The sequence below is a fragment of the Acinetobacter sp. SM1B genome (assembly GCF_003289665.1).
GTDB lineage: Bacteria > Pseudomonadota > Gammaproteobacteria > Pseudomonadales > Moraxellaceae > Acinetobacter > Acinetobacter schindleri.
This window is the reverse complement of the sequence record NZ_QMBM01000001.1, coordinates 1,049,892-1,069,927: the sequence shown is the minus strand read 5'-3', so window position 1 is coordinate 1,069,927 and position 20,036 is coordinate 1,049,892. Positions and strand designations below refer to the sequence as shown.

Annotated in this window: 16 protein-coding genes; 6 read left to right on the top strand and 10 right to left on the bottom strand. The window is 43.5% G+C overall.

All coding sequences use genetic code 11. The annotated features are described in order from the left end of the window. The first annotated feature begins 13 nt into the window (after positions 1–13). Genes C8322_RS05050 through C8322_RS05040 form a run of 3 tightly spaced genes read left to right on the top strand, consistent with a single transcriptional unit; the run spans position 14 to position 1,402 of the window. A complete protein-coding gene (locus C8322_RS05050; protein WP_004894164.1) occupies positions 14–379 on the top strand; it encodes a DUF423 domain-containing protein in 366 nt (121 codons plus the stop codon). 28 nt (positions 380–407) lie between these two features. After that, on the top strand, positions 408–605 hold the full coding sequence (thiS, locus tag C8322_RS05045) for a sulfur carrier protein ThiS (RefSeq protein ID WP_004812315.1): 198 nt from the start codon (positions 408–410) through the stop codon (positions 603–605). Positions 606–619: 14 nt separating this feature from the next. Beyond that, positions 620–1,402 carry a thiazole synthase gene (locus C8322_RS05040; protein ID WP_103800052.1) on the top strand — a complete coding sequence of 261 codons (783 nt, stop codon included), beginning with the start codon at positions 620–622 and terminating at the stop codon, positions 1,400–1,402. 72 nt (positions 1,403–1,474) lie between these two features. Here the strand turns inward: C8322_RS05040 and C8322_RS05035 are convergent, their stop codons facing one another. Further along, entirely contained in the window at positions 1,475–2,086 is a 612-nt protein-coding gene (locus C8322_RS05035; RefSeq protein ID WP_004812313.1) for a glutathione binding-like protein, read from the bottom strand. 218 nt (positions 2,087–2,304) lie between these two features. Between C8322_RS05035 and C8322_RS05030 the strand changes: the two genes are divergently transcribed. Beyond that, a complete protein-coding gene (locus C8322_RS05030) occupies positions 2,305–3,750 on the top strand; it encodes a SulP family inorganic anion transporter (protein ID WP_004812312.1) in 1,446 nt (481 codons plus the stop codon). Between the two features lie 158 nt (positions 3,751–3,908). Further along, a complete protein-coding gene (gene trmB, locus C8322_RS05025) occupies positions 3,909–4,625 on the top strand; it encodes a tRNA (guanosine(46)-N7)-methyltransferase TrmB (protein ID WP_004812311.1) in 717 nt (238 codons plus the stop codon). A 166-nt stretch (positions 4,626–4,791) separates the two neighbouring features. Here trmB and C8322_RS05020 read toward each other — a convergent pair whose 3' ends face one another. The 7 genes from C8322_RS05020 to C8322_RS04990 all read right to left on the bottom strand — a co-directional run bounded on the left by C8322_RS05020 (position 4,792) and on the right by C8322_RS04990 (position 13,411). After that, entirely contained in the window at positions 4,792–6,219 is a 1,428-nt protein-coding gene (locus C8322_RS05020; RefSeq protein ID WP_004812309.1) for a coniferyl aldehyde dehydrogenase, read from the bottom strand. Between the two features lie 42 nt (positions 6,220–6,261). After that, on the bottom strand, positions 6,262–7,875 hold the full coding sequence (locus C8322_RS05015) for a GMC family oxidoreductase (protein WP_004812308.1): 1,614 nt from the start codon (positions 7,873–7,875) through the stop codon (positions 6,262–6,264). Positions 7,876–8,012: 137 nt separating this feature from the next. Continuing rightward, on the bottom strand, positions 8,013–8,792 hold the full coding sequence (locus tag C8322_RS05010; protein ID WP_004812306.1) for a Rossmann-like and DUF2520 domain-containing protein: 780 nt from the start codon (positions 8,790–8,792) through the stop codon (positions 8,013–8,015). Between the two features lie 126 nt (positions 8,793–8,918). Next, complete coding sequence (locus tag C8322_RS05005; protein WP_111810427.1) at positions 8,919–10,412, bottom strand: OmpA family protein; 1,494 nt, start codon at positions 10,410–10,412, stop codon at positions 8,919–8,921. A gap of 184 nt (positions 10,413–10,596) precedes the next feature. Further along, complete coding sequence (locus tag C8322_RS05000) at positions 10,597–11,835, bottom strand: dihydroorotase (protein WP_111810426.1); 1,239 nt, start codon at positions 11,833–11,835, stop codon at positions 10,597–10,599. A 10-nt stretch (positions 11,836–11,845) separates the two neighbouring features. After that, positions 11,846–12,862: an aspartate carbamoyltransferase catalytic subunit gene (locus C8322_RS04995; protein ID WP_004812299.1), complete on the bottom strand. Its 1,017-nt coding sequence runs from the start codon at positions 12,860–12,862 to the stop codon at positions 11,846–11,848. A gap of 222 nt (positions 12,863–13,084) precedes the next feature. Next, entirely contained in the window at positions 13,085–13,411 is a 327-nt protein-coding gene (locus tag C8322_RS04990) for a hypothetical protein (RefSeq protein WP_004812297.1), read from the bottom strand. A gap of 249 nt (positions 13,412–13,660) precedes the next feature. On the opposite strand from C8322_RS04990, the gene rlmKL reads away from it, so the two are divergent. Beyond that, a complete protein-coding gene (gene rlmKL / locus C8322_RS04985) occupies positions 13,661–15,865 on the top strand; it encodes a bifunctional 23S rRNA (guanine(2069)-N(7))-methyltransferase RlmK/23S rRNA (guanine(2445)-N(2))-methyltransferase RlmL (RefSeq protein WP_111810425.1) in 2,205 nt (734 codons plus the stop codon). A gap of 150 nt (positions 15,866–16,015) precedes the next feature. Here the strand turns inward: rlmKL and clpB are convergent, their stop codons facing one another. Both clpB and C8322_RS04975 read right to left on the bottom strand, forming a co-directional pair. Further along, positions 16,016–18,595 carry an ATP-dependent chaperone ClpB gene (gene clpB / locus C8322_RS04980; RefSeq protein WP_008306562.1) on the bottom strand — a complete coding sequence of 860 codons (2,580 nt, stop codon included), beginning with the start codon at positions 18,593–18,595 and terminating at the stop codon, positions 16,016–16,018. Positions 18,596–18,845: 250 nt separating this feature from the next. Next, positions 18,846–19,895, bottom strand: coding sequence for an NADP(H)-dependent aldo-keto reductase (locus tag C8322_RS04975; RefSeq protein WP_008306564.1), 1,050 nt, complete (start codon positions 19,893–19,895; stop codon positions 18,846–18,848). Positions 19,896–20,036 lie beyond the last annotated feature (141 nt).

Sequence of the window (20,036 nt, the reverse complement as noted above, 5' to 3'; positions counted from 1 at the left end):
AAGATCAGTTCAGATGTGGATTGCAATTTCAGCGATTAATCTGGCCCTTGCAGTAATGCTGGGTGCTTTTGGTGCGCATGGCTTGAAAGCACGTGCAACTGAAGCACAGCTTGGCTGGTGGCAGACTGCAACCGATTACTTTTTCTATCATGCGCTGGGCTTGTTGCTGTTAGGCATTCTGGCAAAAGTAATTCCACAATTGCCGATTAAACCAAGTTTTATTTTGATTCAATTGGGCATTTTACTGTTCAGTGGTTCACTTTATATTATGGCACTTGGTTTACCGCGTGGTTTGGGGGCAATTACCCCGATCGGAGGCGCACTGATGATTGCAGGCTGGCTGACCCTGGCCTGGAATGCATTTAAATATATCAAGTAAGAACTGATCAAATTCAGAGGGTGCCAAAATGAACATCTATATCAATGGCGAACAACAACAGACTGACTGCACCACCTTAATGGAACTGGTTCAGCACCTTGCGCTTGAAGGTAAGCGCTATGCCGTTGAAGTCAATGAAATGATCGTTCCCAAAAGTAGACTGGCAGCAACGCCAATCTGTGAGGCAGACAAAATCGAAATTATTCACGCTGTCGGTGGCGGCTAAGGTTCGGAAATACTATGCAAGATTTACTTCAAATTGGCTCACGCCAGTTCCAGTCACGTCTGTTGGTTGGTACAGGAAAATATAAAGACTTACAGGAAACAGATCAGGCAATTCAGGCGAGTGGTGCTGAAATTGTTACGGTTGCAATCCGTCGTGTGAATATCGGCCAGCATCCAGACCAGCCGAATCTACTATCCGTGATTCCACCCGAAAAATATACCATTCTGCCTAACACCGCTGGCTGTTTTGATGCTAACAGTGCTATACGCACCTGTATGCTGGCACGTGAACTGTTGGATGGTCATAATCTGGTAAAACTGGAAGTTCTGGGTGATGAAAAAACCTTATATCCAAATATCACTGAAACTTTAAAAGCAGCACGCACCCTGATTGATGATGGTTTTGAAATTATGGTGTATACGTCAGATGATCCAATCGTGGCGCAGGAACTGGAAAGCATGGGTTGTGTTGCGATCATGCCTTTGGGAAGTCTGATCGGCTCAGGTCTGGGAATTCTTAATCCTCATACCATTTCTATCATTAAGGAAAATGCCAAAGTGCCTGTACTGGTCGATGCTGGTGTCGGCACAGCCAGTGATGCAGCAATTGCGATGGAACTCGGTTGTGATGGCGTGTTGATGAATACAGCCATTGCAGCAGCACAGAATCCAGTCTTAATGGCATCTGCCATGCGTAAAGCAGTAGAAGCTGGTCGTGAAGCATTCTTAGCGGGTCGCATGCCACGTAAGCGTATGGCCAATGCCAGCTCGCCTGAGACAGGTTATTTCTTTAAATAAATTCGTTGATAAGAAAATTAAGTGCAAAAATAAAGGACTCAATCGAGTCCTTTATTGATTTGCTGCGGTGTATTAAGGAATCAATCCTTCATCACGCATAGCAATCTGTACTGACTGACGCTCTGCGACCTTATTACGAATGTGAATGATATTTTTATAAGGTGTCAAATCGTGTTCGATATGATTTGACCAGTTAGTAAGTACAAACAGATAAGCATCTGCTGGTCCAAAGTTATCATCCACCAGATAATCATTGTCTGATTCACCAATGGCTTTATCAATGTAACTTAATAAGCGGTCAATTTCCGCATACGCCTTTTTCTTGGCTTCCTCATCCATTGGCGCACCAAAGAACACTGCATAAGCATCATGTAATTCTGAGTTTAGGTAACCTAACCATTCCAGGACTTTGGCACGTCCCATACCTGATGGAGGAATTAAATCTTGTTTTGGATCGTGTTGTGCCAGAAATGGAAGAATCGCAACGTTTTCAGTCAAAATCAGGCCCGGGTTAATTTCCAGTGCTGGAACATAGCCTTTTGGATTGATCTCGTAATAATCTGTGCCTTTCTCAGTTTTATGTGTTTTTAAATCAACACGTTCCAAATCAAAATCAACATTAATTTCATTTAAAATAATATGTGCTGCCAACGAGCATGCACCAGGTGCATAGTAAAGCTTCATTTCTGATCCTTGTTATCTACTTCTCAATGTTTTAAATCGCTTCTAACAAACTTTCAAGTGATCAAACCTGTAAATTGCAAAAAAGCGTAACTGCCGCCAAAAGACATTTACTTCTTCAATATTGAGTATATTCCAGACATTTTCAAGTCATTCTTGTGTGGATTTTTATACCAGGACGATTAAGATACGCTGGGTGAAAAGTGAAATGATGAAATTCTGTGATAAGTCTGAAAAAAGAAGAATGGTTTTCCAATATCCGCACTGATGTCCTGGCTGGCCTGGTGGTCGGATTAGCTCTCATTCCAGAATCGATTGCGTTTTCTGCCATTGCTGGCGTCGACCCCCAAGTCGGTCTGTACGCATCTTTCTGTATCGCGGTATCTATTGCTTTCTTCGGTGGTCGCCCAGCAATGATCTCGGCAGCAACTGGTGCGATGGCACTCCTCATGATTACTTTGGTCAAGGAACATGGTCTGCAATACTTACTGGCTGCCACTGTATTAACCGGGATTATTCAGGTAATTGCCGGTTCATTTAAAGTTGCCAAATTGATGCGCTTTGTTTCGCAATCAGTGGTCTATGGCTTCTTGAATGCCTTGGCAATTCTGATTTTTGTTGCGCAAATCCCGGAAATGCAAAAAATGGATGTGACCGGTTATCTGTTTGTTGCGATCGGTTTGGCAATTATCTATTTATTTCCTTATCTTCCGAAAATTGGTAAAGCCATCCCTTCTCCACTGATCTGTATTATCGTCCTCAGCGGTCTGGCTCTTTTCCTCGGATCAGATATGCGTACCGTGAGTGACTTAGGGCATTTTCCAGATACCTTACCAGTTTTCTTGATTCCAGAAATTCCGCTGAATTTCGAAACATTGCAGATTATTTTTCCTTATTCAGCGACTTTGGCCACTGTCGGTTTACTTGAGACCATGATGACCACCACTGTAGTCGATGAAGTCACCGATTCTGAAAGTGACCGCCATCAGGAATGCCGTGGTCAGGGTATGGCCAATATCGTCAGCGGTTTTATGGGTGGAATGGCCGGTTGTGCCATGATTGGACAGTCGATTATCAATGTCTCTTCTGGTGCACGTACCCGTCTGTCTACGCTTGTGGCAGGCATCTTCTTACTTTGCCTGGTGGTATTTCTGAAAGATTGGCTGGCTTATATTCCGATGGCAGCACTGGTAGCCATTATGATCATGGTATCATTTACCACCTTCCAGTGGGGTGCTATCCAGCAGTTTAATAAGCATCCGCTTGCTTTTAATGTGGTGATGATTACTGTTGTGCTGGTAGTTTTGGTGACCCATAACCTGGCATTAGGCGTGTTAATCGGCGTGGTATTGTCTGCCCTGTTCTTTATCAACAAACTGGAAAATACGGTTCACGTATATACTCATTTGCTAGATGAACGTTCTCGTCGTTATGTGATTTCCGGGCAGATCTTTTTTAGCAGTTCAGACCGCTTCTATCAGTTCTTTGACTTTAAGGAAAACCTGGCAGTTGTTGAACTGGATCTGACCCATGCCCATATTTGGGATGTCACTTCTGTGAATATGTTCAATAACGTCGTACAGAAATTTAAAGCCCAAGGAATTGATGTTCAGGTGACTGGACTGAATGAAGCCAGCAGTACTTTGGTCGACCGTTATCAAACCTGATCACCATTCATATGATTTAAAAGGGCCAATTGGCCCTTTTATTGTTTCATTGAATAAGCTCAATACCAGTTTTTAGTAGTGAATTCCCGAGAAAAGTTTGACTTGCTCCGCTCAGGACTTAAAATACCGCATTCTGAATTTTTAGATTTGCCAAAGTTATGTCGAACGATCAATTAGACCAGCAAGTCGTGGAGCTGGACAATTTAAGCGAGCACCGTGAAATTGTGACGTTTATGCGCCGCTCAGCGCCATTAAATACCTCTCAACGTACTGCGCTTGAACAATATGGTCACTTAATTTTGGAATATCCGGCGGGTGATTTGCGCCAGCATTTTGAGCACCCTGAACGTCCATTGACTGTAGAAATCGGGTTCGGTATGGGTCGTTCACTGGTATTGATGGCCAAAGCCAATCCTGAACGTAATTTTGTCGGTATTGAAGTGCACGTACCCGGCATCGCACAATGTGTATATGAAGCAGGTATGGAAGGCTTAACCAACTTGCGTGTCCTGGATGCCGATGCAATTCAAGTCCTGCGTGAAATGCCGGATAACAGTATCAACACGGTGCAATTGTACTTCCCTGATCCATGGCAGAAAAAACGTCACTTCAAACGCCGTTTCGTATCACACGACCGCATGCCATTGGTTGAACAAAAGTTAGAGCTCGGCGGTACATTCCACGCTGCGACTGACTGGGAACCGTATGCTGAATGGATGCTGGAAGTGCTTGAAGAGCGTCCACGTTTGGAAAATCTGGCAGGTAAAGGCAACAGTTATCCTCGTCCTGACTGGCGTCCTCAAACCAAATTCGAGCGTCGTGGTATTGAAGCCGGTCACAAGATTAATGACTTTATCTTTAAGAAAATCTCTTAATCCAAGATGAATCCCCAAAAAGCGCTGATGATTCAGCGCTTTTTTTATAAAAAGAATTTGTCTTTGAATCAATAAATGATCGCGATCAGAATACCTGAAATCAATTTTAGAAAGAAAAATAGATGTTGATCTTTATACCTGGCAATTTTCCTAGGCATCACTCACTTTAACGCAAGAAGATACGATAAATCAGTTTCAAAATCGAACTGCCATACGGTGGATAAATCAGCTTCATCAAACTGAATTTTGGACGGCTAAATACCGACTTGGCATGACTAAAGGTCTTAAAGCCTTCATGTCCGTGATAATGCCCCATTCCAGATGGGCCAATCCCGCCAAAGGGCATATCCTCCATACCAGCCGTCATTAAAGTTTCATTAAGACAGACCCCGCCACTGTGTGTCGTATGCAGGACTTTTTGTTGCTCAGCTTTGTTATAACCAAAGTAATACAGTGCCAATGGCCGGTCATGCTGGTTGATGTAGTTAATTACTTCATCCATCTGCTCATAGCCAATGACGGGCAGAAGTGGACCAAAGATTTCATTCTGCATGATCAGCATATCGTCATGAACATTGGTCAGGACCAGGTGCGGCAAACGGCGCCCATCTACCCCCTGTTCGATCTGATGCAACTGTGCACCTTTGGCCTGAGCATCCTCAATATATCGCTGTAATCGAGCAAGCTGCCGGTCATTAATGATGGTTGTATAATCCGGATTGCTTAAAATACTATTTGGATAGAACTGTCGAATAGCATTGAAATAAGCTCCAATAAAAGCTTGGATTTGTGACTGATGCACAAATGCATAATCTGGTGCTACACAGGTCTGCCCGGCATTCATGGTTTTGCCAAAAGCCAGACGGCGTGCGCTTTCCTGTAAATCTGCATCCTTCGCAACGATAACAGGTGACTTACCACCGAGCTCCAGTGTGATTGGGGTCAAATTCTCCGCCGCCGCATGCATCACATGACGTGCAATTGAAGTCGCGCCAGTAAAGAGCAAATGATCAAATGGCAAAGTAGTAAATTGTTGCGCGACTTGTGCATTCCCCGTAACTACAGCAATCTGGTCAGCTGGGAAATAACGGGCAATCAGCTGTTGAAACAGACTAGAAAATTCCGGGGTATATTCACTCATTTTTAGCATGACCCGGTTACCCGCAGCCAAGGCCTGACCCAAAGGACCAATGGCGAGGAAAAGCGGATAATTCCACGGCACCACAATACCAACCACGCCTACCGGCTGATACATCACATAACCCGTGGCTGGCTGAAACAGAATACCAACCTGACGTTTACTCGGCTTCATCCATTTTTTCAGATGTTTCAAGCTGTGTTTCAGTCCATTCAAACTGGTCAGCACTTCAAACAGCTTGGTTTCGTCAAGACTCCGGTTCGAGAAATCCCGACTAATAGCAGCTGCCATCTCATGCTGATGCTCCACCACCATTTGGTATAGTGTTTTAAGTTGCTGTTGACGCTGCTCATAATCTGGATATGCTGCTTGCAAACATGCCTGACGCTGTTGCTGGAAAATATCCTGCATGTATTTGGCACTATCCAGATTTGTACCTTGTTCCCATGACGTCATATACGGTCCCTATTTATTCTGTAAAAAGAAATTCTCATATTTTTAAGCAACTTTCGATGTTTGTTGTCTTGCCCGGATCAGATCCACAGCTTTTTCTGCAATCATAATTGTTGGTGCATTGGTATTGCCATTCACGACCGATGGCATGACTGAAGCATCAATCACCCGCAGATTTTGAATGCCATAGACACATAATTCAGGATCGACTACAGACATATCATCAACGCCCATCTTGCAACTACCAACTGGGTGATACACCGTATCTACCCGATTGCGCAGGATTTCCCGAATATCCTCATCATTTTTTACATGCGCAGTAAATAAATCCTGCTTATACAGACTGGAAAGCGATGGTGACTGCATCAATTTTAGCGTCAGTTTAAAACCTTGCACCAGATCATCCAAATCGCGTTCATCGTTCAAGAAATTTGGATCAATCAATAGCGGATCATGAATGTTTGGCCCGCTCAGTTTAATTGAACCACGGCTGCGTGGATTTAATAAACAGACATGACAGGAAATGCCGTGGCTTCTACGGAATTTACGTGCATGATCATCCACTAATGCCACCACGAAATGCAGTTGCAGATTGGGAATTTTCAGTGCTGGCGAGCTTTTAATGAATCCTCCACATTCAGCAAAATTAGACGCAATCATGCCACGGCGTTCACTGCGATATCGCCTAATCTGCTTAAACATATCCAGTGAACCTGACATGGATATCCCGAAAGTTCCGGCAAATTCTTTGACGCTATAGCCGAAAATAAAATCGGGGTGATCATGAAAATTCTTTCCAACCCCTGGCAAGTGGTGCTTGAGCTCGATACCGTGTTGTTTCAGTTCTTCAGCATCACCAATTCCGGATAGCATCAATAGGTGTGGAGATTGCATGGCACCTGCCGAGAGCAAAACTTCCTGTCGTGCTCGTAACGTTTTTAATTGACCCGCATGTTGCACCTGCACCCCAACTGCCGCTTTTTGTTCGATTATAATTTTATGCGTGGTGGCTTTAGTCCATATGGTCAAATTCGGACGATTCAAATGTGGAAACAGATAAGCTCGAGCTGCGCTACAACGCTCACCATTATCATGAGTCACCTGATAAACTCCTAAGCCTTCCTGCTCTGCACCATTAAAATCATCCAGCACTGGATAGCCCTGCTCACGTGCTGCCTGTAAATATCGCTCATGGAAAATACTGTCTGTTTGCACATCGGATACATGTAAAGGGCCTGCATTACCATGATATTCATTCTGAATGCGATGGTTATTCTCAGATCGGATAAAATATGGCAGTACTTCATCATAAGACCAGCCAGTACAGCCTTGTGCTGCCCAATCATCATAATCGGCACGATTGCCACGGATATAAATCATGGCATTAATTGCCGAGGAACCCCCCAGACATTTACCACGTGGCTGATAACCTTTACGTCCATTCAATCCTTTTTGTGGAACGGTTTCAAAAGCCCAGTTGTTAATTTTGGTTGGTAAACTCATGACACAGGCTGCCGGAATATTTACTGTCCAGGCATTGCCCTGCCCACCTGCTTCCAAAAGACAGACAGAAATATTGGGATCTTCACTGAGACGGCTGGCCAGTACGCATCCTGCGCTCCCTCCACCAATAATGATGTAGTCAAATTCCTGTTGCATTGTTATTGTTCCATTTTCATTATTATCTTCTCAACTTAAGATATTTTCTGAAAATAGAACAATTGATATTCAGAATTAAACTCGATGCTTGATCGAGAAATCTGCATGCAATTCAATTACCTATATATTGTTCAGGTTTAGGAAGCTTGATGGCGTTGCAGGATCTGCTGACTCATCAAGGCATATACTTCTGCCAGATCACTACGTTGTGACTGTTCCAGCATGGATTGGTGCATATTCAGAATATTCTGATCTCCCCGCATGGCGGGACCTGTCTGCATCTGGCGTGGATCATTCTGTGTGGCTTTTTTTGCTGTTTCCAGAATTAAGGGATAAAGCAGACCAAAATCCACTTGCTGTGCATCGACTACCTGTTTGGCCATGTCATAACAGTAGTTGCTAAAATTACATGCAAAGACTGCAGCTAAATGCAGGCTTAGGCGTTGCTCTGAACTATATAAATAGACTCTACTGCTTAGGCTATTTGCTAAATTTTGAAGGATATTTTGGTCTTCGCGATCATGTGCTTCGATAAATAAAGGTGTATTTTCCCAGTTAATCTCACGTTCCAGACTAAAAGTTTGTAATGGATAGAACACACCAGCACGTGTATGGATTTGTTTCAACACATCTAAATGAGTACTGCCGGAAGTATGTATGATCAGGTTATTCGGTAAATATGGATGAATCTGTTCAATAACCATGGCAATTGACTGGTCACTAACCGTAATAATGACCAGATCCACACGATTATCCAGTTGCTCAGGCTTTTCAATTGCCTGTGCCTGGAATTGATCTGCCAATTGCTGTGCTTTTTCCAAGGTCCGGCTATAAATCTGCACAATCTCATGCTGTACTGACAATACACGGGTAAGATGATAAGCCACTCGCCCTGCCCCGATGATAGTAATCCGCATTTACTCATATTCCTGATCAATTGCGCACAGCATGCCAATAAAAAAAGGACGAAGCAATTCGTCCTTTTCATTTTGATCAATCTAGTTAAATAGGCTATTTAAATAAACCGTTCTTTAGTCTTAAATTTACACCTTCTGTTTTACACCTTGGTCATCGACCGCACGTACAGTCCCAGTGTTGGTATTCATGACTTCAAAGGCAATACGACGGTTTTTATAACGGTCTACATCTTTAGCATTTGATGCATTGGGTTGAGCTGGCCCCATGCCTATCGCATTCAACTGGGCAGGATCGACCCCCTGTTTCACCAGATAGTTAACAATCGCCTGAGCACGCTGTAAAGAAAGTTGTTTATTTAGTTCTGCATCGCCTTGAGCATCTGTGTGACCAATCACTCGTAAATGAACTTGAGGTGCACGTTTCATTAAAGCTGCTGTCTGATCCAGAATCGACTGATTGATGGTCGGGATTTCAGTTGAACCTGGAGCAAAGTTGATTGCTTGCAGATTTAAAGCTGTCGCAACATCTAAGGCTTGGATTTGTTCTATCGGCATACTTGCCAAGACTTTTTCAGCTTCATTGCTCGGCGTATTAATCGCCTTTGCAGTACTAATAGGTTTTTGGGTAATGACCGTCATATTTTTTGCCAGCTGGCGAATTTCACCTGCAATACGTTCAGCATCGGCTGAATTCCCGGCTTGTACAGAAACCTGTTTTCCTTCCCAATGCAAGCTGACATTTGGCACACCCTGCATTGCTTTTAATACAGATGGAATCGTATCCTGATCGGTGAATTCAGAATGGTAATTATCATTATTTTCTGAACCGCAACCGATATTATAATTAAAAATCTGTTTGATCTCGTTTTGTAGAATTTCCATATACTGAGGATCATTAATCTGTACCTGACAGCTAGTAATCTGCCCCTCACTTCCAGTACTTAATTTTAGAAATGCAGTTTCAGTTGCGACTGCTTTAGATGCATTTTGCATATCCCGGATATCATCTGGATCATCATCACGTGTACAGCCTCGGAAGAAGAACATAATTAAAGCAGCCACGATAATAAAGGCAATGATCGGAATTAAAAAACGTGATCTTCTTTCTTTTTGAATCGCCGGTTCAACAGGTTCAGGATCAATTCCCGGTACAGGTGTTGGATGATGGCCAACCAGTGGCGATGCACCTATAGCAAGTAACAGCTGTGATGCCCAGGTCGGCAACGCTTTTTGAATTGAATCATTATTGGTTTCAATTACATAATTAATTGCATCAGGATTAGATGCATCGGCTTCTGTTTTTAGATACTCAATGGTTGGTTTAATCGAACGATTTAAGGTCTGTTCAAGCTGCTCTTGTGGCACGCTATCGGACAGGCTGGCCAGATGCTCGAGCAGACGTTGTTTGATTTCAGGTTTTTCTGTGAACAATTCACTGATCTTTGGATTTAATTGCTGACTCAAAGTTTCTGCCTGTTCCGGATGCACACGCAATATGCTCAGGAAAATAGGATAAAATTGCGCCAGCGCCTGCTCTTTGGCAGCAACATACTCCGTTTCGCCTTGCAGCACCGTCGGAGTAACATGATATTTTAATCGTTGAATCAGGTCGTCATTCATAAAGTCACCATTCTTTTGATTTTTTAATGATTAATATTTATTCAGTTTAAAACCCGATCTTTTTAGAAAATGTAAATAGTTGTATGAAAATCATAACATTTCAATAGTGCTAGTTAATGATATGTTTACCAAAATAAAAAAAGCCAGCCGAAGCTGACTTTAATAAAAACAATCAGGAACTGATTTATGCTGGCACAAAGCTTTGTAAAACTTTTCCTTTAACCTTTTGATTGATCAATGGTGTATTTTTACCTTGTGACACAATGCTCTCTTTCGTCAAAGTCCATTCTATTTCAGGATCAAGCAGCACCCAACCTGCCTCATTCATCCAGCGCTCTTGCATTTTAGCGACCTTGGCAGGTGCAATCGTCACTTTCTCTACCCATTCCAATGGACTAAACAGACCTTCTTTAATCAGTTGCAAACCAAATGGAAGGAAGGTATCAAATGCAGTAAAGCCAGGCTGAGTTTCTGCAAACGGCGCCATTTTTGCAGAGCTGCTGAGTGGTTCGTGATGGGTACAGATCGCATCAATCACTCCAGACTTCACGCCTTGACGCAGTAACTCTTTATCTGATTCAGAACGTAAGGGTGGACGAACATGAGCGAGTGAGTTGAAGCCGTCAATCAGTGCATCAGTTAAATGCAACTGATGCATCGCCACATCACATGTTACGGGGAGGCCTTTTTCTTTGGCGATACGAATCAGCTCAACCGAAGCACCACAAGACAACAAACCAAAGTGTGCATGCACTTTAGTCGCTTCAATCATCAGCAGATATTTAGCAATCGCTACAGTCTCTGCCAGTGCCGGAATCATTGGTAAACCTTGACGTGATGCAATAAAACCCTCATGCACACAGCCGTCTTTGGCAATTTGCGGTTCTTCTGCATAGAACACTACAGTCAGGTTAAGACCTGCTGCATATTCCAAGGTACGCAGAACTACATCATCATTGGCAAACGGCGCGCTAGCATTGGATACAGCACTACAACCACCTTTTTTCAGACCCGCCATATTTGCTGGCTGTTGTCCATTTAAACCTTGTGTCTGCGCACCAATCACTTCCAGATAAATGCCGCCATCCAGCATAGCTTTTTCAACCAGACCATGAATCAAGGCACCATTGTCCTGTACGATTGGCTTTGAATCAGGTGGCGTAAACACATGCAGAATACCGTTTTCACGTGCTGCTTTGCCTTCAGACTTCAAGGTACCATGCTGTTGCTGACCTGGCTCACGCAGACGTGCACACAGATCGACCATAGTAGGCATCAGCCATTTACCATGACCATTAATCGTTTCTGGAACATTTGCAGTTTCTGCGACACGTTTGCCATTTTGCAGATAAACTGTTTCGACTGAATCAGTGTTTGCAATTGGGTCTAGAACTCGAACATTTTCAATTTTAACAATAGACATGACTTATTCCTTATACCGCAATCGCTTCAATCAAACCTTGTTCCTGGAGCTGGCCCTGCATTGAAAGTGCCAACACCGCCATACGTACTGCAATCCCATTGGTCACCTGATTCAGAATCACTGACTGTGGACCATCTGCAATACTGGAATCAATTTCCACACCACGGTTCATTGGACCCGGGTGCATGACGATACAATCTGGTTTTGCCATGGCCAGACGTTCTTTATTCAGGCCATACATTTTGTAGAATTCAGCTTGTGAAGATAGCGCCGGTGAATCAATCCGCTCGTTCTGAATACGTAAGGTAATGATCACGTCGCAGTCTTTGATGCCATCTTCCATATTGTTGAACAGACGAACTTCTGGACCGTAATCATCGAAGCCATAAGGAAGTAAAGTATTGGGTGCAATAACACGAATATCTTTACAGCCCAAGGTTTGCAAAGCTGCGACATCCGAACGCGCTACACGTGAATGCTTGATGTCACCGATAATCGCAATTGAAATATCTTCAAAATTCTTTTTGGTCTCACGGCGAATCGTGAGCATATCTAACATGGCTTGGGTTGGATGGGCATGACGGCCATCCCCCGCATTAATGATAGCCAGATTCGGACAAACATCTTTGGCAATAAAATGCGCTGCACCAGAAGATGAATGACGCACCACGAAAATATCCGCTGCCATTGCTTCAAGGTTCCACAAGGTATCGCGCAGCGTTTCACCTTTAGAGGTACTTGAACGTGCGATATCAATATTAAGAACGTTAGCAGAAAGGCGCTTTGCAGCTGCTTCAAAAGTGGTACGAGTACGGGTAGAGTTTTCGAAGAAGAGGTTCATTACCGTTCGCCCTTCGAGCAAATTATTGGTAATGAGCTGATTTTGGTCATTAAAAAAGGACGCCGCAGTGTCCAGTATTTTTGTAAGAGTTTCTTTAGAAAGACCTTCGATAGTCAAGAAGTGTTTTAGATTGCCTTCTTTATTGAGTTGAATCTGGCTCGGTGTATGCAATGCAGCCAAGTGCATGAGAGATTCCTTATACGTTAAGTCAACGTATTATACAGAGATTCACTTCTGTTCGCACTTGGGAAATCGGCTACTTGTACAAAAACCGACTTGATAATAAAAATTGATTTTGAAATTCCTATGTATTTTTTCAATAAGATAATTTAACCTTTTTCTCAGATTGCTGTTTTTACATGCAAAAGCTGAGTGCATCAGTCTGGAGCATCTGCACTCATAACCAGCTTAGCGCAATGCGCCAATATAACGATGGGCAACTTGGGCGCGATAAATATCTTCTTGTGTCGGTTCCACAACAATCAAGTCATCCTGAACATGCTGAGTTGTATCTGTTAGAGATTCATCTTGATCCATAGACAGATCGAAAACCTGTCTTAATTTTTCTACCAGTCGTGATAACTCCTCATCTTGAGTTGCTATAGCCAGCTCAATCACATGCTTTGCATAGTCTTTATTCTCAGACAGGTAGATTGCATCAATCACACGACCGGAAACGCGTCTTAAACGCGCATAAATTAAAGTTGCAATTGAAAAGCTATCCCCATTTACCATTTTAAATCCCCAATTATTTTAAAAAATGAGACTGTAACCCCTCCCCAGTGGTTACAGTCTCATTTTTTATAAGGAGCAATTTCCATACCAATTTGATTCACTTATTATGTATTTAATATTTATTTCATTGTAGCGGGCTTGTTCAGGTGAAATTTCAAAGCCAATCGAAACAATTTCAAAAGCTTTAAAAGGCAAAATACGGTAAACTGAGCGCAGTTTTTATTTATTCTTTTCCGGTCTCTCTATTTTATGAATACCTCTTCACGTTTAAGCAATTATTGGGTCACCTGTGCCGATGGTCTGGAAACCTTATTAGAAGAAGAAATCAAAGGTTTAGGTGTTCAGGATATTGAACGTTTCCCGGGTCGTCTGACCTTTAAAGGTACACTGGAAAATGCGTACCGCATCTGTATGTGGTCGCGTCTGGCTTCACGTGTCCTGATGCCAATCCACACACATGAAATTGAATTCTCCCATGATGCGCGTGATGTGGCTGAAGAGCTTTATGAAGGTGCAATCAGCTTTGACTGGTCACTAATTTTTGCACCACAAAGTACCTTCGCAATTCGTCTGCATGTCGAACGTGATATCAAAGTCAATACCCAATTTGCCACTTTGCGTGCTAAAGATGGTGTCGTAGATTCTTTTATGGAAGCCGTAGGCAAACGTCCAAGCATTGACACCAAACAGCCAGAAATCACTATGTATATTCTGGCTGGTAAAAAAGCTCATACCTACTGCCTGGACCTTTCTGGTGATTCGCTGCATAAACGTGGCTATCGTCGCTTTATGACTGAAGCACCAATCAAGGAAAACCTGGCAGCGGCGATCCTGCAAAAAGGCGGCCTGAAAGACATCAACCCGGATATTGTGGTTGATCCTATGTGTGGTTCAGGGACGTTTATTATTGAATCACTGATGATTCTGACTGATCGTGCCCCAGGTCTGGTGCGTCGTTTCGGATTTAATGGCTGGAATGGTCATGACCATGAATTATGGATGGGTATTAAAGCTGAAGCGGCTGAGCGTCATAAAGCTGCGCTAGAGAACCCATTACCAAAATTCTATGCTTTTGATGCCGACTGGGAAGCGGTGAAAGCCACTAAACAGAATATTATTGCTGCAGGTTTTGAATCAGCCCTCGACCAGATCAAGATCGAAGAGCGTACTTTAAATGATTGGCCAGATTTCCAGGCGGAAGGCAAAAAAGTCTTCTTCGTCACCAACCCGCCGTACGGTGAGCGTCTGGGTGATAAGGCATCTAACCGTGCCTTGTATCTGGGTCTGTCTAATCTGCTACAAAAGAATTTCCCGAATCAGAAAGCGGCAGTCATTGCTGCTCAGGTGGAACAAGCCGATGTCTTGGCGTTCAATGATCCACAAATTCTGCGTTTGATGAACGGTAAACTGCCGATCTATATCCGTTTCGGTACAGTTAAACCGGCTGCAGTGGTACGTCCATTCCTGGAAAGCTGGCAGCCGCAACAGTTCGAGCCGATCGAAGGTGCGATGGAATTTGCCAACCGTCTGACCAAGAATATGCAAACTCTGAAAAAATGGGCGGTGAAAGAAAATATTCACTGTCTACGTTTGTATGATGCAGACTTACCTGATTTTAATATCGCAGTAGACCTGTATGGTGAGCGTCTGCACGTTCAGGAATATGCCCCACCGAAAAAAATTGATCCTGAAAAAGCTAAAAAACGTTTTAATTTGGCTTTGCAGGCGATTCGTGCTGTGACGGGTTTAGGTCGTGATGCGATCTTTATCAAGACCCGTGCCCGTCAGGAAGGCAAAAACCAGTACACCAAACAAAGTACGGCGTCTAAACGTTTTATCGTGCAGGAAGGTCAGGCCAAGATTCTGGTCAACCTGACCGATTATCTGGATACCGGTCTGTTCCTGGATCACCGTCAGATGCGTTTACGTATTGCCAAAGAGGCCAAAGGCAAGCATTTCCTGAATCTGTATAGCTATACCTCTACGGCAAGTTTACATGCAGCACTGGGTGGTGCAGCAAGTACGACGAGCGTGGATTTATCCAATACCTATTTGAACTGGTCGAAAGAAAACTTCGTCTTGAACGGCCTGACTGTAGATCATGCTGATGAGCAACATCAGTTCTTTGCATCTGACTGTTTCGAATGGCTGAAAGAAGGTCATGAGCAATATGAACTGATCTTTATCGATCCACCAACATTCTCTAACTCGAAGAAATTCTACGGTACTTTTGACGTACAACGTGACCACTTATCTTTGATTAAACGTGCCATGAACCGTTTAACCACTGAAGGTACACTCTACTTCTCAAATAATTATCGTGGCTTTGAAATGGATGCAGAAATCTTGGCATTCTTTGATGTGGAAGAAATCACCCATGAAACCATCGGCCCTGATTTCAAGCGTAATCAGAAGATTCACCGTGCATGGAAAATCACTCATCCAAAAATGTAATTTGATAATGAATTAATTTCTTTCATCAGGATTTACACCCTCTTTCTTTTTCTCGCAGAACGAGAAATGAAAAGTGGTGCGATGAAAGCAGTAAGTACCATAAAGAAAAACCCAGCCTAGGCTGGGTTTTTCTTTTCCGATCAGTTTAGATTAGTTGAGCTTCATTTTCTCGAAGACCAGTTCACCATTTTCAGCGCTAACCACAATGGTATCGCCCGGATTGAATTTTCCTTCAAGAATGTTTTGCGCCAGGCCATTTTCTATACGTTGCTGAATCGCACGTTTCAATGGACGCGCACCATATAGAGGATCAAAGCCTACATCGATCAACTGGTCAAAAGCACTGTCTTCCACGGATAAGCGCAAGTCGCGCTCTGCCAGACGTTGACGTAAACGGTTCAACTGGATATCGGCAATACCACGAATCTGGGCTTTTTCCAGTGAATGGAACACCACAATCTCATCGATACGATTAATAAACTCAGGACGGAAGTGTTCCGACACTGCATTCATCACTACACTACGTACCTCATCTCGGGTCGCACCACCACCCAGTTCACGCACATCACTTGAACCTAGGTTAGAAGTCATCACGATCACGGTATTTTTAAAGTCCACCACACGGCCTTGTGAATCCGTTAAGCGGCCATCATCCAATACCTGTAATAAGATATTAAATACATCCGGATGCGCTTTCTCAACTTCATCAAACAGCAACACGCTATAGGGTTTACGACGTACCGCTTCAGTCAGCACTCCACCTTCTTCATAACCGACATAACCCGGAGGCGCACCAACCAGACGGCTGACAGAATGTTTTTCCATAAATTCCGACATGTCGATACGGATCATTGCATCATCACTGTCAAACAGGAAGTTCGCCAAAGCTTTGGTCAACTCAGTCTTACCCACCCCGGTTGGACCTAAGAACAGGAATGAACCACTTGGACGGTTTGGATCAGACAATCCGGCACGAGAACGACGGACTGCATTCGACACTGCCACGACAGCTTCTTCCTGACCGACGACACGTTTATGCAGGAATTCTTCCATATGTAGCAGTTTGTCACGCTCACCTTGCAGCATTTTTGCCACTGGAATACCAGTTGCAGCACTGACCACTTCAGCAATCTCATTGTCAGTGACTTTGTCACGCAATAGTTTTGGCGCTTCACTTTCTTCAGCTGCTTCAATACGTTCCAGTTGCTTCTGTAACTCAGGAATCACGCCATACTGATAACGTGCCGCTTCTGCCAGATCACCCTCACGCTGCGCTTTTTCTAGCGCAATACGGGCTTGATCCAGCTTCACCTGAATGTCTTTATTGCCTGCAACCAGCGCTTTGTCTGCACGCCAGATTTCTTCCAGTTCGCTATACTCTTTCTCAACTGTAGCAATCTGATCTTCCAGATATTTCACTTCAGACTTGGCACCCGAATCTTCATCTTTTTTCACCGCTTCCAGTTGCATTTTCAGCTGAATCAAACGGCGTTCAAGTTTATCCAAAGCTTCTGGCTTAGAGTCCAGCTCCATTTTGATACGAGATGCTGCTTCATCAATCAGGTCAATCGCTTTGTCTGGCAATTGACGGTCAGTGATGTAGCGATGTGACATTTTCGCCGCAGCGATAATCGCAGAATCCAGAATCTGTACACCATGGTGAGTCGCATAACGATCTTTCAGACCACGCAAAATTGCAATGGTATCTTCTACACTTGGTTCATCCACCAATACTTTCTGGAAACGACGTTCCAAAGCTGCATCTTTTTCGATGTACTGGCGGTATTCGTCCAGGGTCGTTGCACCCACACAACGCAGCTCACCACGTGCCAATGCTGGTTTCAGCATGTTACCGGCATCCATGGCACCATCGCCCTTACCTGCGCCCACCAGGGTATGCAGCTCGTCGATGAATAGAATAATTTCGCCTTCATGTTTGGCCAGGTCTTTCAGAACAGCTTTTAGACGTTCTTCAAATTCGCCACGGTATTTGGCACCAGCCAGCAATGAACCTAAATCCAGTGACAGAACGCGTTTACCTTTCAGACCTTCTGGAACTTCACCATTCACGATACGCTGTGCCAGACCTTCTACAATCGCAGTTTTACCGACACCAGGCTCACCGATCAGTACCGGGTTATTTTTGGTACGGCGTGACAAGACCTGAATGGTACGGCGAATTTCATCATCACGACCAATCACTGGATCCAGCTTGCCTTGTAATGCGCGTTCAGTCAGGTCAATGGTGTATTTATTTAAAGAGTCACGCTGATCTTCATGATTATTGCTCATGACTTTTTCATTGCCTCGAATTTGATGAATGACTTGTTTTAAGGTCTCGGCTTTAACACCTACTTCACTTAAAAGTGATTTGGTTTTGCCTGTTTCCGCTAATGCTAACAATACCCAGTCAGTAGAAAGGAATTCATCCCCTGCTTTTTGGGCAAAACTGTCTGCCAGATGCAGAACTTTCGCTGCTTCAGGACTAAGGTTAATATCACCGGTGGACTGGCTTAAAGTCGGTGCATTACTCAGCGCAGTTTGCAGTTTAGCTTGCAAATCACGTAAGTTCGCACCTGCCTGTTGCAGCAGACTGATATTGGATGACTCATCTAATAAAGTTGCCAGAATGTGAATACCGTCGATAGAAGCATGGTCCTTACCCATTGCCAAGGATTGTGCATCTGAAAGGGTTTGCTGCAGGCGATTTGTAAATTTTTCAAAGCGCATTATTGTTCTTCCTCACAACAAATTTTTAACTTAATTCATATATGGGAGCACGCACATAAATTTCAAATAAATTTATATATATTTTTCAAAAACTTAAAATAAATATCAGGCAGTCTTCAATAATAATATTGGTATAGTCAAATCATATTTCAAGTCAACAAAGAAGAATTTTTATTCAGCCACAAACTTAATCATGTGAAATAAAAAAAGCCTTTATCAATAAAGGCTTTTCCGGAATAGATTATAAAAATTATGGTGCCGGATTCGGCTGCTGACGATGAATCGCTTCAATGCCTTTCAGTACTTCCTCAGACAGGTTGACTTCAAAAGCCTGAATATTTTCTTTTAGCTGATCCAGATTAGTTGCACCAATAATCGTGCTGGTTACAAAGAACTGCTGTTTAATAAATGCCAATGCCAATTGAGTCAGGGTCAGACCATGCTGCTCTGCCAGTTGTGCATATTGCTCCACCGCCCATTCACTTTCCGGATTGCTATAACGGCTAAAACGCGAGAATAAAGTCACACGGGCATTGGCCGGACGTGCGCCATTGCGGAATTTACCCGTCAGATATCCGAATGCCAGTGGTGAATATGCTAGCAAGCCAACACCTTCGTATTTGGCAATTTCTGACATACCGATTTCATAGGTGCGATTCAGCAGGTTATATGGATTCTGTACGCTGACAAATTTTGATAATCCCAGTTTCTCGGCCAGATGCAGGAACTTCATCGTCCCCCATGGGGTCTCATTCGACAGACCGATATAACGGATACGGCCATTTTTAATTTCATATTGCAAGGCGGTCAGGGTTTCTTCGAGATCCGTCACTGCACGGTCTTCGGCTGCTTCAGCATTGCCATAACCGAGTTTACCAAAGAAATTCGTTGGGCGTTGCGGCCAGTGCAACTGGTATAAGTCGATATAATCGGTTTGCAGACGTGACAATGACTGGTCTATGGCCGCTGAAATTTCATCTGCCCCAAAACGGGTCTGTCCATCACGGATATGACTACCACCTTGTGATGGACCAGCGATTTTGGATGCTAAAAACAGTTTGTCACGACCGCCACGTGATGCAATCCAGTTCCCGATAATGCGTTCTGTCGCACCTTGGGTTTCCAGTTTTGGCGGTACCGGGTACATTTCTGCGGTATCCCAGAAATACAGTCCTTGATCCAGTGCATAATCGAGCTGCTCAAAAGCTTCTTCCTGGGTATTTTGTTCACCAAAGGTCATGGTACCTAAACAGATTTCTGGAAGTAAAATGCCGGTATCTGCAAGTGGTTTGAATTGCATGAATAATTCCCTGTCTATTCTAGGTTTGACTTATCATAATAAAGTACACCTAGAGTATAGAAGGAAAGCGACGGGCTGAAATCATCTTTTCTAGGACTTACGCATTGACAGATTCAAAAAAGTATTAAAATACTTTATAAA

Excerpts from the sequence above, each read along its gene's own strand:
- C8322_RS05050 (WP_004894164.1), top strand. The coding sequence starts at position 14 with ATGTGGATTGCAATTTCAGCGATTAATCTGGCCCTTGCAGTAATGCTG.
- C8322_RS05015 (WP_004812308.1), bottom strand. The coding sequence starts at position 7,875 with ATGCAACAGGAATTTGACTACATCATTATTGGTGGAGGGAGCGCAGGA.
- C8322_RS05035 (WP_004812313.1), bottom strand. The coding sequence starts at position 2,086 with ATGAAGCTTTACTATGCACCTGGTGCATGCTCGTTGGCAGCACATATT.
- C8322_RS04990 (WP_004812297.1), bottom strand. The coding sequence starts at position 13,411 with ATGGTAAATGGGGATAGCTTTTCAATTGCAACTTTAATTTATGCGCGT.
- C8322_RS05040 (WP_103800052.1), top strand. The coding sequence starts at position 620 with ATGCAAGATTTACTTCAAATTGGCTCACGCCAGTTCCAGTCACGTCTG.
- thiS (WP_004812315.1), top strand. The coding sequence starts at position 408 with ATGAACATCTATATCAATGGCGAACAACAACAGACTGACTGCACCACC.
- C8322_RS05005 (WP_111810427.1), bottom strand. The coding sequence starts at position 10,412 with ATGAATGACGACCTGATTCAACGATTAAAATATCATGTTACTCCGACG.
- C8322_RS04995 (WP_004812299.1), bottom strand. The coding sequence starts at position 12,862 with ATGCACTTGGCTGCATTGCATACACCGAGCCAGATTCAACTCAATAAA.
- rlmKL (WP_111810425.1), top strand. The coding sequence starts at position 13,661 with ATGAATACCTCTTCACGTTTAAGCAATTATTGGGTCACCTGTGCCGAT.
- C8322_RS04975 (WP_008306564.1), bottom strand. The coding sequence starts at position 19,895 with ATGCAATTCAAACCACTTGCAGATACCGGCATTTTACTTCCAGAAATC.
- C8322_RS05000 (WP_111810426.1), bottom strand. The coding sequence starts at position 11,835 with ATGTCTATTGTTAAAATTGAAAATGTTCGAGTTCTAGACCCAATTGCA.
- trmB (WP_004812311.1), top strand. The coding sequence starts at position 3,909 with ATGTCGAACGATCAATTAGACCAGCAAGTCGTGGAGCTGGACAATTTA.
- C8322_RS05010 (WP_004812306.1), bottom strand. The coding sequence starts at position 8,792 with ATGCGGATTACTATCATCGGGGCAGGGCGAGTGGCTTATCATCTTACC.
- clpB (WP_008306562.1), bottom strand. The coding sequence starts at position 18,595 with ATGCGCTTTGAAAAATTTACAAATCGCCTGCAGCAAACCCTTTCAGAT.
- C8322_RS05020 (WP_004812309.1), bottom strand. The coding sequence starts at position 6,219 with ATGACGTCATGGGAACAAGGTACAAATCTGGATAGTGCCAAATACATG.